Annotated in this window: 15 protein-coding genes; 10 read left to right on the forward strand and 5 right to left on the reverse strand. The window is 43.3% G+C overall.

Annotated elements, in window-relative coordinates; genetic code table 11:
- The first annotated feature begins 181 nt into the window (after positions 1–181).
- Positions 182–1,192 carry an oxygen-dependent tRNA uridine(34) hydroxylase TrhO gene (trhO, locus tag ACYUCY_RS14490; protein ID WP_460227232.1) on the forward strand — a complete coding sequence of 337 codons (1,011 nt, stop codon included), beginning with the start codon at positions 182–184 and terminating at the stop codon, positions 1,190–1,192.
- 144 nt (positions 1,193–1,336) lie between these two features.
- Here the strand turns inward: trhO and djlA are convergent, their stop codons facing one another.
- Positions 1,337–2,134 (reverse strand): co-chaperone DjlA, encoded by a 798-nt coding sequence (djlA, locus tag ACYUCY_RS14495; protein ID WP_460227233.1) that lies wholly within the window; start codon positions 2,132–2,134, stop codon positions 1,337–1,339.
- Positions 2,135–2,400: 266 nt separating this feature from the next.
- Between djlA and ACYUCY_RS14500 the strand changes: the two genes are divergently transcribed.
- Genes ACYUCY_RS14500 through ACYUCY_RS14515 form a run of 4 tightly spaced genes read left to right on the forward strand, consistent with a single transcriptional unit; the run spans position 2,401 to position 5,822 of the window.
- Complete coding sequence (locus ACYUCY_RS14500; RefSeq protein ID WP_460227234.1) at positions 2,401–3,216, forward strand: phosphate ABC transporter substrate-binding protein; 816 nt, start codon at positions 2,401–2,403, stop codon at positions 3,214–3,216.
- A complete protein-coding gene (gene pstC, locus ACYUCY_RS14505) occupies positions 3,173–4,057 on the forward strand; it encodes a phosphate ABC transporter permease subunit PstC (RefSeq protein WP_460227235.1) in 885 nt (294 codons plus the stop codon). The genes ACYUCY_RS14500 and pstC overlap by 44 nt, the downstream gene beginning before the upstream one ends.
- Before the next feature lie 31 nt (positions 4,058–4,088).
- Entirely contained in the window at positions 4,089–4,925 is an 837-nt protein-coding gene (gene pstA / locus ACYUCY_RS14510) for a phosphate ABC transporter permease PstA (RefSeq protein WP_460227236.1), read from the forward strand.
- Between the two features lie 33 nt (positions 4,926–4,958).
- Entirely contained in the window at positions 4,959–5,822 is an 864-nt protein-coding gene (locus ACYUCY_RS14515; protein ID WP_460227237.1) for a phosphate ABC transporter ATP-binding protein, read from the forward strand.
- Positions 5,823–5,871: 49 nt separating this feature from the next.
- Here ACYUCY_RS14515 and ACYUCY_RS14520 read toward each other — a convergent pair whose 3' ends face one another.
- On the reverse strand, positions 5,872–6,078 hold the full coding sequence (locus ACYUCY_RS14520; RefSeq protein WP_460227238.1) for a hypothetical protein: 207 nt from the start codon (positions 6,076–6,078) through the stop codon (positions 5,872–5,874).
- A 155-nt stretch (positions 6,079–6,233) separates the two neighbouring features.
- Entirely contained in the window at positions 6,234–7,079 is an 846-nt protein-coding gene (gene cysQ, locus ACYUCY_RS14525; RefSeq protein ID WP_460227239.1) for a 3'(2'),5'-bisphosphate nucleotidase CysQ, read from the reverse strand.
- A 106-nt stretch (positions 7,080–7,185) separates the two neighbouring features.
- Between cysQ and yrfG the strand changes: the two genes are divergently transcribed.
- The 5 genes from yrfG to ACYUCY_RS14550 all read left to right on the forward strand — a co-directional run bounded on the left by yrfG (position 7,186) and on the right by ACYUCY_RS14550 (position 11,259).
- Positions 7,186–7,854: a GMP/IMP nucleotidase gene (gene yrfG, locus ACYUCY_RS14530; RefSeq protein ID WP_460227391.1), complete on the forward strand. Its 669-nt coding sequence runs from the start codon at positions 7,186–7,188 to the stop codon at positions 7,852–7,854.
- Positions 7,854–8,252 carry an RNA-binding S4 domain-containing protein gene (locus ACYUCY_RS14535; RefSeq protein WP_460227240.1) on the forward strand — a complete coding sequence of 133 codons (399 nt, stop codon included), beginning with the start codon at positions 7,854–7,856 and terminating at the stop codon, positions 8,250–8,252. Before yrfG ends, ACYUCY_RS14535 begins: the two co-directional genes overlap by 1 nt.
- Before the next feature lie 44 nt (positions 8,253–8,296).
- Entirely contained in the window at positions 8,297–9,778 is a 1,482-nt protein-coding gene (locus tag ACYUCY_RS14540) for a S1C family serine protease (protein ID WP_460227241.1), read from the forward strand.
- Between the two features lie 170 nt (positions 9,779–9,948).
- On the forward strand, positions 9,949–10,197 hold the full coding sequence (locus tag ACYUCY_RS14545) for a DUF1653 domain-containing protein (RefSeq protein WP_460227242.1): 249 nt from the start codon (positions 9,949–9,951) through the stop codon (positions 10,195–10,197).
- Positions 10,198–10,200: 3 nt separating this feature from the next.
- Positions 10,201–11,259: a peptidase M42 gene (locus tag ACYUCY_RS14550; protein WP_460227243.1), complete on the forward strand. Its 1,059-nt coding sequence runs from the start codon at positions 10,201–10,203 to the stop codon at positions 11,257–11,259.
- A 90-nt stretch (positions 11,260–11,349) separates the two neighbouring features.
- Here the strand turns inward: ACYUCY_RS14550 and ACYUCY_RS14555 are convergent, their stop codons facing one another.
- Positions 11,350–12,984, reverse strand: coding sequence for a hypothetical protein (locus ACYUCY_RS14555; protein WP_460227244.1), 1,635 nt, complete (start codon positions 12,982–12,984; stop codon positions 11,350–11,352).
- Between the two features lie 121 nt (positions 12,985–13,105).
- On the reverse strand, positions 13,106–15,751 hold the full coding sequence (locus ACYUCY_RS14560; protein WP_460227245.1) for a LamG domain-containing protein: 2,646 nt from the start codon (positions 15,749–15,751) through the stop codon (positions 13,106–13,108).
- Positions 15,752–15,843: the final 92 nt, after the last annotated feature.

Raw genomic sequence — 15,843 nt, forward strand, 5'->3', positions numbered from 1 at the left:
TAGTTTTAGCCACATAAGCCTCGCAATACATAACTAAAAGCCGGATTAACAAAAAGTTACTCCGGCTTTTTTAATTCCACATTAATCTTCCGGCATTCACCCTCCCTTAATTTTCCGCTACAATAGCGCCCCTTCTATAGCCCTGGATTTACGTTCCAGCTTGCAGAATAAGGTAATACGCATGTCAGTTTCCAATAGCGGCCCCATCGTGGTCTGTGCGCTCTATAAATTTGTTTCACTCAATAATTTCGAAGATCTTCGCGAACCTTTAAAAAAAGTAATGGAGAACCAACAGGTACGCGGTACTTTGTTGCTTGCCCATGAAGGTATCAACGGCACTATCGCGGGAAGCAGAGCCGGTATCGATGCAGTGTTCGCTTGGTTAAATCAAGATCCCCGTCTCACTAACATTGACACCAAAGAGTCTCTCACTGACAAGCCACCTTTTAAGCGCTCAAAAGTAAAATTGAAACGCGAAATCGTTACCATGGGCGTTGAAGATATCGATCCCAACGAATCTGTTGGTGCCTATGTTGATCCTCAAGAATGGAATGCCTTAATCAGCGATCCAAATGTTCTGTTGGTTGATACCCGCAATGACTACGAGGTTGAAGTCGGCTCTTTCGAGAATGCGATAAACCCGCACACCACAACCTTTCGTGAATTTCCCCAATATGTAAAAGATCATTTGGAAGAATGCAAAGATAAAAAAATTGCGATGTTTTGTACCGGCGGAATACGTTGTGAAAAATCTACCGCGTATTTAAAACAACAAGGTTTCGATCAAGTTTTTCATTTAAAAGGCGGGATACTTAAGTATCTAGAAGACGTACCTGAAGAAAATTCACTATGGCGAGGTGAATGCTTTGTTTTTGATGATCGGGTAACAGTCAATCACCGTTTAGAAAAAGGTAGTTACGACCAGTGCTTTGCTTGTCGCTTGCCAATCACCGAAGAAGATAAAGCCAGCGAACATTACCAGCAAGGTGTAAGTTGCCCGCATTGTTTTGGCAAAGTCAGCGGAGACCAGAAAAAACGTTTTGCTGAAAGAGAAAAACAAATGGAATTAGCGCGTCAACGCAACGAGTTCCACATGGGCGAAGACGCACGCAAGACAACAGAAAAAAAACGTGAAAAAAAGGAAAAAGAGCGACTTAAAAAAGCGCAACAACAAATTCAACAACAACAGTGAATTTGTCGGCAGGTTTTGCATCGTTACATAGATGTAACTTATAAGGCCACTAACAGTAAGTGTTCTTGAGCAACGCAAGAGCAATTGTCGAGGAACAAGAACCGGTGTCGCCGCAACGGTAAATATAGACAATTTTACGAGGCTTCAGGCGCGGGATTTTTTAATCAGGTCGTAGGCCCGTTGGATTTCTTGTGAACGCTCTGTCGCCGCTTGAATCATATCGTCTGGCACACCTTGGCCCATGAGTTTATCGGGATGGTATTGGCTCATTAGTTTTCGATAGGCTTTTTTGATTTCACTATCGCTCGCACTTTCACTGACACCTAAAGCCTGATACGCAAGATCTACGGCCTTCGCTTGAGACGCGCCAGAACCAAAACTACCGCTGTCGTAACCAGCACCACCGAAAGCATCCTGTGCCTTAATCATGCGGAGCATTTGTTCAAATGCCGCTTGAGAAAGCCCCAAGCCTTGCGCGACTTTCTTTAATACAGATTCTTCTGCTGGATCGAAACGACCATCTGCCAAAGCAACATTAATGAGATGAACCAACAATAGCTGAACTAAGTTCGGAAAGCGGCCACAACTCAGTCGAAATTTTTGAATGACTTCATCGGGATTAAAATTTGGTTCGGCGCCTAACTTAAACAAGCGAATGGCCTCACGCTTGTGCTCTGCGTTCAGACGCATTTGCTCCATAAAGTGTTCGGTTTGTTTTACCTCAGCTTCTGATACTCTGCCATCGGCTTTGGCGAGATAGCCAATAAGTATAAAAACAGATTCAAAGAATTGTTTCTGGACTTGCTGAACTGGCGCACCGCCCATTTTAATAAGCGCGTAGCCCTTATCGAACATATGGCCTACAAAAAGACCGACTATGGCGGTTATGGGGCCATAGATTAAATACCCTAGTATTCCGCCAATTAATTTACCTAAAATCATTCAAAGTCCCAATTTGCAATTTCGATGTGTAACTTGTTTTTAACATTCGACGTATCAGTTTTATTGCCTCGGAAGCAATGCATCTAAATAGGCCGTCGTGCGTAAACTCAAGTTAATGGGCGAGTATAGGGAACAACGGTGGAAAAATCATGTCGATGGCTCCCATCTCGAACCACATTCTTCTTTAAACGATAAGCCGACGAAGATTGTCTGGTAGAAAATAACTCGAGAGATGAGAATCGAGAACGAAATTACGAAAGGCTTATATGGGCAAAACAATATTCTCTACATTATTCTTAGCCGGCGTGCTGTTATTGGCTCAGACTGTATTCGCGGCGGACGAAAGACTCACCATAACCGGCTCCAGCACAGTGGCACCTTTGGCCCTCGAAATCGCCAAGCGATTTGAAAAAACCTATCCGGGAACTCGAATTGATGTGCAATCCGGCGGCTCGTCACGAGGTATTGCTGACGCGCGTTCAGGTCGTGCAGATTTAGGAATGGTGTCTCGTGCGCTTAAATCTAATGAAACTGATTTAATCGCGCACACTATCGCCAAAGATGGAATCGGTATTATCGTTCACGCTAGTAATAATTTGACCACATTAAGCGAGCAACAAATTATCGATATTTTTACCGGTAAAATAAGTCACTGGCAGAGCGTGAATGGAAAACAAGGGATAATCAATGTCGTTAATAAAGCAGAAGGTCGTTCAACATTAGAATTATTTCTCGCGCACTTCGACTTAAAAAATTCTCAGATTAAAGCAAGCGTCATTATTGGTGACAATCAACAGGGCATAAAAACCGTTTCTGGAAACCCTCAAACTATCGGTTATGTATCCATTGGTGCCGCCGAATATGAGGCTTCGATGGGAACACCTATAAAATTACTACCTATGTCTGATATCGAAGCCAGCGTTCGTAACGTTCGCGAAGGTACTTACCCTTTATCTCGGCCGCTAAATTTCGTCAGTAAGTCTGAACCACAAGGTTTAGCAAAACAATTTATTGATTTCGCGCAATCGAAGGCTGTTAATGATCTTATCGAAGCACAGTATTTTGTTCCCCTGGCGAATTGATAAAACTGTCTCTTCCGTCTTATTTTTGCTCGCGATAATCGCGGCCATCATTGTTATTTTTGTTTTTATTTTCTTAGTCAAAGAAGCCTGGCCAGCGCTAAACAATGCGCATTGGACATTATTTTTTGAGGATGAAGGTTGGTTCCCCTTGGAAAACAAATATGCGCTGCTGCCGATGTTATGGGCGACATTGGCCGCAGCGTTTGGTGCAATTACTATCGCTGCACCACTTGGTTTAGCTTGTGCGGTTTTTCAAACTTTTTTTGCCGAAGGCCTAGTTGCTAGAATATTTCGTTCGCTGATCGGTTTACTCGCTGGAATTCCCTCAGTTGTTTATGGTTTATGGGGTCTCACCGTCTTAGTACCAATACTCGCGCACTTGCAGCCGCCCGGCGCAAATTTACTCGCGGCGATTTTAATTCTGTCGTTAATGATTTTACCAACGGTGGCAATTACCTCCGCATCAGCCCTCGCCACCGTGCCAACGCAATGGTTACAAGGGGCTTCCGCTTTGGGGATGACACGAAAAGGAATAATTATTGGTGTCGCTATTCCCGCTGCAAGAAAAAGCATTTTCAGCGGAATATTGCTAGCGCTAGCCCGTGCCCTCGGAGAAACAATGGCGGTACTAATGGTAGCGGGTAACGTGGTCAACACGCCGAGCAGCTTATTTGATCCCGTCCGTGTTTTGACCGCAAATATCGCTTTAGAAATGGCCTATGCTGTGGATCAACACCGAGCGAGTTTATTTGCCTCTGGCTTATTATTAACGATGTTAGTTTTTATCTTAGCGTGGCTGGCAAATCGCAATGCACATAACGACGCTCATATTCAGCGTTGATTTAGTCACAATTAAATATCAGAACAAAATAATGTTTTTAGACAAAGCTTTCACATCACTCATTTATTCCTGTGCAGTTGCTGTTGTGGCGTTTTTGGTGTTTTTATTAGGGGATATAATAATTGAGGGCGCCTCTCACTTATCTTGGCGTTTTATCGTTGACGAACCCAGTAATTTTGGCCGCTCCGGTGGGATTGCGCCAATACTTGTTTCTACCTTATTAATTTTACTTGTTGCCATTCTCGCATCTGTTCCCTTAGGCGTCGCAGCGGCAATTTGGCTTGCGGAATTTACAACTCGCGGTAATCGAACCGCTCATTCCGTACGTTTAAGTTTAGACGTCCTTGCAGGCGTGCCTTCGATAGTCTTCGGTTTATTCGGCTACGCTTTTTTTGCAAATTTTTTAGGCTTGGGTTTTTCAATATTATCTGGTGGACTGACACTTGCTTGCATGATGTTGCCGCTAATAATTCGCACAACGGAATCCGGGCTCGCTGCAATTCCAAACGACTGGCGTAGTGGGGGAATAGCGTTGGGCATGTCGAGAACATCGATACTATGGCAAGTTTTGTTGCCTGCCGCTGCACCAGCCATTGCTGCAGGTTTAGTTTTAGCTATTGGCCGAGCAACGGCAGAAACTGCGGCACTTATTTTTACCAGTGGTTACGTTGACAGAATGCCTGAATCACTTTCTGATTCCGGACGGGCACTCGCAGTTCATATTTACGATTTATCAATGAACGTCAGTGGCGGCGATCAAGCTGCGTACGCTTCAGCACTGGTATTAATATTACTCATTATCATGCTTAATCTGATCGCAATTACATTGACAGACCGCTGGCTAGCACGACGAATATCAACAAAATAAACGAATAGAGTATTTTAAAAAAGTGCAGGTATTATGAAAAATAATTTTGATCAAGATGTTCTAGATAATACTGAACAATCGACAACTTACACTTTAAGTAATATTACAGTAGGTCCACCCTGTTGTGACCCGCAAGCTCATTTATCTATTTCAAACCTTACTGTCGCTTATCAAAATAAAATTGTGTTAGCAGATGTTTCGCTTAGTATTTACAAAGGTTGTATCACTGCGCTAATAGGTCCATCTGGCTGTGGAAAGACAAGTTTTTTATCCTCACTGAATCGCCTCGCAGAACTAAATTCTGATGCAAAAATATCTGGCCAAATTGAATTTGAAGGAAAGGATATTTACCACGAAAAAACTGATGTCTTAATGTTAAGACGAAAAATAGGCATGATTTTTCAAAAACCAAATCCATTTCCACTGTCGATCAAGAAAAATATTGAACTGCCTTTACGTGAGCATGGCATTAAAAAACGTGCAGAATTGGATGACAAAATAGAAACCGCACTTCGCGATGTCGGCTTGTGGGATGAAGTAAGTGATCGCCTCGACTCACCGGCTTTAGCATTGTCCGGTGGCCAACAACAACGTTTATGTATTGCCAGAGCAATTGTGTTACAGCCTTCGGTATTACTTATGGATGAGCCGTGTAGCGCCTTAGACCCAATTGCCTCTGCTGTGGTTGAAGATCTTATTCAGAAATTAGCAGGGCGCTTTACCGTTGTTATCGTCACACACAATCTCGGCCAAGCGCGAAGAATTGCTAACTATGCAGCGTTTTTTTGGATGCGAGAAAAAGTAGGAAAGTTAATCGAATTTAATCGCTGTCAAAGTTTATTCGAAAAACCTTCAAGCGATTTAACGGCGGCATATGTATCAGGCATGCGCGGGTAAACATTAACCACGCAATTTATTGATGCAATTAGAGTAAAAACTTAGCTACTTAATGGGGCAGCTCGGTAAGCATGCCGCGACGGGAATGAATCATTTCTTTGTAACTTTCGACCATGGCGAAATTGGCGCCTTGGTCCGCGAGTCGTAAGCTTTGTAACTGACGTTCCAATTTTGTAATCTCATCTTCTAATTGTGAACGAAGAAATACCATGTTGTTGAACGTAATTCCGACGTGGGCTGCGCGTGGTTGTCTCATTTTTAGTAACTCTTAAGTTTATAATCTCTGTTCAGGTTCACCGATATCTAGCTGATTTATTTGTCGTTTTCTCAAAACTTTCTAACATCACAGAATTAGTCGGTGTTCTGTCAGCGTAGACCAGAAAATCCTGGGCCGCCAATTTTTAGGCGAGATCAGGCCAGAACGGCACGCCAATCATAATTTTTGTCGCCAATTGCATAAAAATTCGGATTGAGAATATTATCTTTCTGGTTATAAACCAGCGGTGAAAACTCGGTATCCACAACCTGCCCACCCGCTGCTTCCAAAACAGCTTGGGCGGCTGCGGTATCCCATTCTGAAGTTGGCCCAGTTCGAGGGTATAGGTCGGCCTTACCTTCAGCAATCAGACAAAATTTAAGCGAACTGCCAATAGAAATGGCTTTTGCAGCACCAAAATTCACTCTTAATTTCGCAAGAATTTTCTCAACCTGCTCTACACCATGTCTGCGGCTCGCAACAATTGTGGGGTCTTGATTTGCTTCCAGCTTTCGCACCGATATTGTTTTCTTTTCCCCATCAAGCACTTTATACGCACCTAAACCGCGGGCACCTACATAGCTTTCACCACTCGCCGGAACATAAACGACACCTAACACAGGCTTGCCCTGATAGATCAGCGCGACGTTAACGGTAAATTCACCATTACGGCTAATGAATTCTTTGGTGCCATCTAAAGGATCAATAAGCCAGTACAGCGGCCAAGTGCGGCGCTCTTCAAAAGGGGGGAGGTCTGCTTCTTCGGATAATATTGGTGTGTCTACAATAAGTTGGCTCAGGCCTTCGACTAATATTTTATGTGCGCTCATATCAGCCTGGGTAAGCGGCGTATCGTCTTTTTTTAGCTCAACTGAAAATTCAGTATTCTTTTGATAAATCCCCATTATCGCGATACCAGCGTCGACACATATTGACTGAACTCGCTCTAGCAGTGTTTGGCTAATTACATTATCTAGATGTAGATCGAAGTCTTTGTTCACGGAAATATCCTAATTTTAATAAACTATTTGCAACATAAAACGGTTCTCTATCGTCTCAAAAATCGTCATACTTGCACGCACTATGACGCAAAAAAATCAACCGACTCTGATCCCTTGGCATGCCATCGATACCGTATTGCTGGATATGGATGGTACTTTACTCGATCTACATTTTGATAACTATTTTTGGGAAAAATATTTACCTGAACACTATGCCGCTGCTCATCAAGTAGATCTTGATGAAGCGCAAAAAGTATTACGTGCGCACATAAAAGCCCATGAAGGGACTCTGCTTTGGTATTGTTTGGAGCATTGGTCGGAATCGTTGCAGCTCAATATTATTGATTTAAAACAGAATTTAAAACATAAGATACAAATACGTCCCTTTGCTGTTGAATTTCTTAAGTGGCTAAGATCACAGCAGAAACGCTTGGTGTTGATTACAAATTCTCATCCGCTTGGTCTTGATTTGAAATTAGAAATTACCAAAATTGACCAATGGTTAGACTTGGTTATTTCTTCTCATCAATTTCAATACCCCAAAGAGGAACAGGAATTTTGGCAGCTACTTAAGGAAAAAGAAGATTTCGACCCAAAACGGACATTGTTCATCGACGATACAACTCGGATACTTAAATCAGCGAGTACCTTCGGCATACATCATTTACTCTGTATCCAGCAGCCCGATAGTCAGCGTGAACGTGAACCTATTATAGATTTTCCTGTCATTAATCACTTTGACGAAATATTTCCACAATCGACATTCGATCTATAATGAAAGATACGAATTCTAGTAAAGTAAGAATTGATAAATGGCTTTGGGCTGCGCGCTTCTATAAAACTCGCAGCCTAGCAAAAAACGCGCTTGAAAACGGCAAGGTTAAAAGTCTTGGTCAACGTATCAAAGCCAGCCGTGACATCACTATAGGCACTATGTTAACGATAAAGATTGGCTGGGATGATAGAGAAATCGAGGTTATTGCCTTATCTGATCAACGTCGAGGCGCCCCAGAAGCTCAACTACTTTATAAAGAAACCATTGACAGCATTACGAAACGGGAAAAACAAGCAGGTGAACGCAAGTTATTTAACAACATGTCAGATTTCCCACCAAAAAAACCCACCAAAAAACAACGCCGCCAGATTCATCGATTTCGAGAACAAGATCTCTAACATCACATTTTCGACAACGGCTCTTTAACAACGGAAAGACAATAATGAAAAAACTTTTTGTAACGACAAGCTTAATTGCATGCGTTTGTCTCGCTAGCTTTAGTCAAGCACAAACCAATGAACGAGAAATCCAACGTTTAAAAAGTGCGGTGGTAAAAATTCACGCAACTGCGGCGGCGCCGGATTATTTTACACCCTGGCGTTTGCTCAACCCGGGTCAAAGCAGCGGTTCCGGTTCAGTTATAGAAGGTAATCGGATTTTAACTAACGCTCACGTTGTCGCTGATGCACGATATCTGCAAGCGCAAAAAAACGGTGACCCAAGAAAATATTTAGCGAAAGTTGTTTTTGTATCTCACGAAGCTGATCTCGCAGTACTCGAAGTTGAATCCGATGATTTTTTTAAAGACCTAAAACCACTTAGTATTGGCAGCCTACCGGAGCCGCTTCAAGAAGTTTCAGTTTATGGCTACCCCTATGGCGGCAATTCGCTGAGCATTACCCAAGGAATTTTATCGCGAGTCGAACACCAATATTACTCACACAGCGGTAGTTATTTACTGGCCGGACAAATTGATGCCGCGATCAACCCTGGCAATAGTGGCGGCCCCGTAATCGTCGACCAGAAAATTGTTGGTGTCGTCATGCAAGGTATTCCAGGTGGTGAAAACTTGGGTTATTTTGTTCCACCCAGCGTTATAAAACACGTGCTTAAAGACGCAGAAGATGGAACGCACGATGGCGTCCCGGATTTAGGGTTTCGTACCCAAGATTTGGATAGTCCGGCAATGAAAGCCGCGTACGGCGTACCACAAGACCAAGGTGGCATCTTACTCACAAAAATTTTTAAAGATTCGCCGGCCAGTCAGTCTCTACAACCAAATGACGTTTTACTTGCAATCAACGGATATGAGATCGCTGATGACAGTTCGATAGAAGTGAGAAAAGATTTGCGGACTAATTACAAATATGTCATCGATCAATATCATGTCGGTGATACGATCAAATTAAAAATTTCTCGCAATGGAGAAGTGCATAACGTTGATATCGTCGCGCAACGTCGATTAGCGAGTTATAGCTTAGTCGTCACCGAACAATTTGATCAACTTCCCGAATATTATATTTTTGGTGGTGTCGTTTTTGTTCCTTTGAACATGAATTTGATCAAACGCTGGGGGCGTAACTGGAGCCGTCAAGCGCCGATAGATTTTTTACATTTACGTAGACAGTGGAGCACCGAAGATAAGCGCGAAGTTGTGGTCGCACTAAAAGTGTTGGCGGCAGACGTCAACTTAGGCTACCACGACTGGAAAAATTGGATTGTCGACTCAGTCAATGGCGTACCCATTAGAGATTTTGATCAATTCGCACAATTAGTTCACAACTCTGTGGGGCCACACGTAATTTTTAGTAACGAAGATGGTTATAAAATCGTAATCGATAACCAACAAGCCCGCGCAACCGAAGAACAGATAATGAAGCTTTATCAAATACCCAGTCCCTATTCGATTGGTTTATTTGATTAATTATTTGTTTTGGTCCTATTTTTCAAAAGCAGGCGATCGGCTAGTTAAAAAATAAAAAATTGCTTTTAGAACGACATCATTAATATATGTAGAATTCAAGGCGGCTTAGATTAGTCTGCTGAAGTTTTTGATCATATCGAATACGAGTAGAAGTAGAACTTGAGGAACACATGGATATAAAAGCGGGTATTTATAAACATTACAAGGGCCAAGAATATCAGGTATATTCCACTGCCCAACATTCAGAAACCAATGAAACTGTGGTTGTTTACCGCTGCTTATATGGAAATTATGATTTGTGGGTACGCCCGCTGGAAATGTTTCTTGAAGATGTCTTTATTGACAATAAAAACATTCCGCGATTTGAGTATATTCGCGCTGGCGATTCAACTGATTTGCCGCCACTAGAAAAGGTTTAAACTGTGTCCCAACAAGAAGATTTTGTTGATCTACTTAAAGCTTTAATTCGCGAACCGAGCGTGGTCGGCGCAGAGCATTCTTTTTTTCGAGTTTTGCAACGCGAGTTAGAGGAGCGTGGTGCAAATGTAACGTGGTATGAAGGCTTACTTGTCGCGCGCGGCAATCAACCAAACTCAGCGATGTTTTCTGCGCACATCGACAGACATGGCTTAATTTGTACTGGCCCCAATGAATTTCAATACGCCGCATTTGTTGCTGGTAGCCGGTCCGACTTATTGGGAAATTCGGTTTCTGAAGAACTAATGCGAAAAATTGTCGATCGTTTTGGCGCGTTGCCATTAACGGCTTATGAGCCATGGTCCGGTGCTTATCGCGGTTCTGGTACCATTAAACGCGCTTACATTTGTGAGTTTCGAAACAATTTGATTTTTGAAGTAGATGGCTTGGAACATTTAGTAGCCGGTACGCCCGTCGCTTTTGCGGACAAACTCAGTATCGAAAACGGATGTTATTCAAGTCAACTTGATAATGTTTTAACTGCAGCAGCACTTGTTCATCTTTTTACTTGCGGATTTCAGGGCACTGCTTTTTTTACTGCTCAAGAAGAAGCCGGCAAAAGTTGGCGCTACTTACTGGAGTGGTTCCGGCGTTTTGGCGAACCAAGCAACGAATTAGTCGTTGTCGACACAAGTCCCTATCCCGACCGAGAAACAGCGGACAAACAGCAATTGGTGCTTCGTCACAAAGATGCCAATGCAGACTTTAGTCATGCGATAACGCAACGACTCGAGGACTCCTGTAAAAAACTCGGAATTAGTTATTCGTATAAAGATGATTACATTACGCAGAAAAATAGCGAGGCATTGGCGCAGGGGAAAAATCCACAGTCTTATGGCAGTACGGAAATGGGGAGAATTATCGCGGCTTCAAATGGCTTGGTTCTCGGCACGACACTGCAAATACCTACAACCGGTTACCATACGATGGAAGAATCTGCATCGATTCAGTCATGCAATGCTTTTATTAGTTTATTGAAAAATATTGCTGGGCTCACGAGTTAACGATATAGATAAAACACGATAATTTTTCCTATAAAAAAGCCGACACATTACCTGTGTCGGCTTTTTTATTTGGAGGTTGAGAAACCAGAACTATAAAATAGTGCCCGAATCATCTTGAATAAAGTTAAATGCAGTGAGGCTATCGCGCAAATTATTATCCCCGAGGCCATTAACAATTCCATTATTATTCAACAAATTGAGAAATTGCTGATCTTGATTGTGCAATGCAAGGTAATTCAGCAACACAGTTTGCACTAATAAGTTTACGTTATTTGCTGCAGGAGTCGCCGCAGTTTCAACGTCACCACTCGCACGCATATAACCAATTTGCTGATGTCTAAATTGCTCATCAATATTTGCGCCACGCAATACTGGAGCACCGGTTGGGTTGTACACGAGGAAGAATGAACAAGCTGTTTGTTGATTGTCGCCAGTCCAAACGCCTTTTCCATCACCATCTGCAGAATTATCAATAGTACCGTTACTGAATACCGAACCATCGGAACAAACATAAATCATTACCGGCTCACCAAGTTTCGCGGCGTATTCCAATACGCCACCAATACAACGGCCCGCTCGCTCATCTCTACGCTCGCCAGTTTCTCGATCGCCAGTGTGGTAATCGTAACCGCCCATGGTAATCGTACCGGCACCAGCGTTGCGGTTTAATACCATTTTCATGACCGAGGCAGTTTTTCGAATTTCGTTATCACCGAAATCTTGCGTTGTAAATACAGGTGTTATGCCTGCTGGTTGATTTGTCTGTGGAAAAATTTCTGGATCGGCAGCAGGATCAATTGGAATGTTTCCGAAACGATCCGCTAAGAACGCACTTTTTAAATATGCGCAACGCGCTAAATCTTTTGCGGCAGCGTCAGTTAATCCACCGCCTGCGCCAGTAAGCCCAGTCTGAACAACATTAAATTTCTGATCACTTAAACGGTACATCGATTCCATTGAAGCGACGGTATCGTTCGCACTTAATACATTAACTAGATCACCTAAATCAACTAAGCCAGTAACATCAGAAGGGCGATCGACTTTAGTGGGTCGCGCCTCAGGGCCTGCAGCCATCATAAAATCAGCCGGAGCCATTGAATTACCGCCGGAATCACTATTCCGTGAACCGATTAAACCCACCACATCGCCGTTTGCACCGGCAAGGTTAATCGCGTACATCGGGTTATGGGGATTGTTACCCGTATCATTTTGTGAGCGTGCTGGAATAACCGCACCATTGACGTTAGCGCGATTACCAACGGTTAATTTAGAAATGATGCCACGAAGCAGCGCGCTCTCGGTATGAAATTTCAAGCCTAGTTGCGTGTCGATAAAATTCGTTTGCGCGTTTGCAGGAGTTCGATCACCCGGTAGACCTTGTTTACTGTAACCCGCAGTACTTAGGAAATCTTCTTGTCCGCCAGGGCCGCCAATCAACACGTTTGAACCCGCGAAGTTTGCACCGCCAGCCAAATCGAAAACGATAAAAGGTATTTTACCGCCGCCTGATGATGCGCAAAGATTGTCAAACACCGTTTGCGTATCTGCAGCCAAAGCCGCATGTGCAGAGGGACCACCGAGCATACTAAAGGCAGAGGTTCCGATAAATGCGCCTGTACCAGCAGTAAAACCCTGTGCTATGAATTCACGGCGAGTGCGAGGTCGACGATGATCTGTATGAAATAACGGATCATTTAAGCCAATTGTTTTTTTACGTCTTGCCATGTTCACACCTTTCTTAATAATTTTTTAAAAGTCATTTAACTCTTAAAAATTTTCCGCATTCAATCTGCATTTAATAATTAGTTGCGCTAAATATATCAATTCAATTTAAAGCTAAATCGATTTATTGCATCAACATCAATGAACTACCCATTGCCGCCGAACAAACCGCGGTGACAATTTCTGGAGTCGTAGAACCATTCCCAACCAAAATATCGATTAGATCATTTAATTCATCAACAACATCTTGTGGATTATCCACAGTAGCCGGTGCCTGATCGCCCGGCGCAGGATGCGTTGTTAAATGCGCCGCAGCACCATAAGAACCACTAGGTGCAATTGTATGTGCAACCAAGGCATTTAATAGGGGATTAATTATTTGCCCGCGAGCAGTCGAACCCGCCGCGCCGAATACCGTATTCGCCGCACCGAAATCAAAACCGGGGAAGTAAGTCGCGCGATTACCTGCATTATTGTTCGCTAAGCGACTGCAATAGGTTACTGCTAATTGTGTAACGCCCATTTGATGCGCGGGCAAAAACCCCGTGATGTTTTCATCTTGTGGAAGCTGCTGTCTGACATTGCCGAAAGTCGCCACAACTTGAGCGTCATCTTTAGGTACACCCGTCATTTGATGAAGCGCTTCGTTTATTTCATCAAAATGCCGCACGCCAATTAGCGACTGCTCTTCCGTAGTAAGTTCTGGTGTCAAAGTAGCCGCCGCAGGTTCCGCAGGACGATTAAATGTACTTGTACCAATTTCATCGAAAGTTAAGAAAAATTGATCGTTATCAGGGCCGTTTTCTAATGGAATTATGGTTCCAAAATCAGAAAGTAATTGACCTGCGTTGGTATAAGTCGCATCAGTGATGACGGTATCGATCTTCGCATATGCTTGACCTTGAATAGACTCTTTACCGTTGATTCCGATACGCATACCTCTTAATGGAATACTTCCAGGCATTGCTGCTGAATCAAGACTGATGAAGAATGGATTTTTAAATAAATAACCATAACTATCAAACTGCTCAACTTCGAAAACGACATAAGCCTGCGGCATGTTTACCAAACCTGCCGTCGTCAAATCGAAAAGCAAAAAGAATTTCTCGCCAACACCTATATCAAAATTATTCTGGATGTCCGCTTGTGGCATGACGCGATTGTGAATCGCCAACATACGAATCGTTCCTTGCCATTGGCTGCCGCCGCCTGCATCTTGACCCAGTGATAAAGCAAAACTCGGATCCCAATCGCTTAGGTTACCGCCACCTTGTGGATCAACGCCATCACCAACTTCTTGTGCATTAACAAAAATTCGTCGCCCATTCACAGGATCAAAAGTCATCACTACGTGTTGTAAAGTTGCTTGTAAAACTTCATCGGCATCTGGTGTGGAGTACGCAGGCGCACCGTCATCGTCAGTCACAGAACTACGAGCTAAGAAATCATAGTTATAAGTTGACTGGCCCATGGCGAAATTATTTCCGCTTACTGCACCACCCGAATACGTCACGATTCTCGCCGTGTTATCTTGCACGACATTGGCCGGGACGACCCAACCTTCGATCGAATACTCGCCCGTTAAATTTATCAAATCATAAAGTTTTGAAGCGCTACCCTGGAGACGTCCGTTAGTAATATCCGCACCCCAAGAACCAACCCAACGTACATCGTTACCAAATGCTCGTAGGTTCGCGGGTGGATTAATACCACTCACGTCAAACACTTCACTAATTAGTGTTTGCGCACTGCTACTATCGGGTGGTCTAAAGGTGTAGTACGCGATCATGTCTGTTTCAACGCGACCACCTGAACTGGCAATCACACCGTCATTACTCAGCACAACGGCACCACTGGTTAATAAATTCGGATCAACAACTGTTGGCGTAATTCCACCGGCAAAAGCAATGATTGCGTCTTGCATAGTCACTGCGTCAGCAGCACAGTTAGTCCAACAGTTATGGAACTCATCTCGCAAACGTACAATAAATCGCGAACGAGTAGGCTCTGCTGGAGTTGCATTGACTCGGTCAAAATCACCTAAATCAATTTTACTTTGCGCCGCCAAATAGGCTGTATTGATATCCGAACTAGCAAAAAATGGTTGCTGAACCATTTGCGTACCATCTTCAGAATGGCAGCGATCGCAGTTTCCGCGCGCATCATTTACCAAGATGTCATAGATACCCGCAAACGCAGCGGTACCCGATGGAAAATTTCGGCTATCGGCAACGGGGTTAAATTGCGGTGCCGTTAAATTGATTGTATTGGTAACACTACCCGCAGTGGTTGCCCAATCATTAATCCAGCTTGTTAGAATTTGCGCACAATCAACATCACTGGCTAACCAACAATTATGGCCAGCACCAACTCGCTGAACCATTAAAGAATTTCCAGGATTCGTTAAATCTACTAGCGGATTAGAAGAGTTCGTAACAATGTTATAGGCCATATTAATGTCGTCGTCTCTAACAAAAGCGCCATTCCCAACACCGCCTTGCTTATGACAATTGCCACAACGATTATCGGCAACAAGATTCGCCCACACATTGACCTGAAATTCCGTCACATCACTATTGAGGGCAGGAGGACCAGAATAAGTAAATCCCGTGGCTGTGGTACCGCCGGTGCCGCCAGTCGTATTGGTTTGATTATCGCCACCACTACCACCGGAACAACCCGCTAAAAAAGCGGAAGCAAATATAAGCGCTAGTAGTAATTTACTATTGCAGTCGAAATGTCTTTTGAGTTGATCTATTTTTTTGTACATAAGCCCAATCACTTAGTTACTTTTTAATCGCAAAAAATTCACGATTTACCTTGTTGCCGATTTTCATCACCAAGTAAAATTTAAAAATAAAT

The organism is Aurantivibrio infirmus (genome assembly GCF_054767315.1).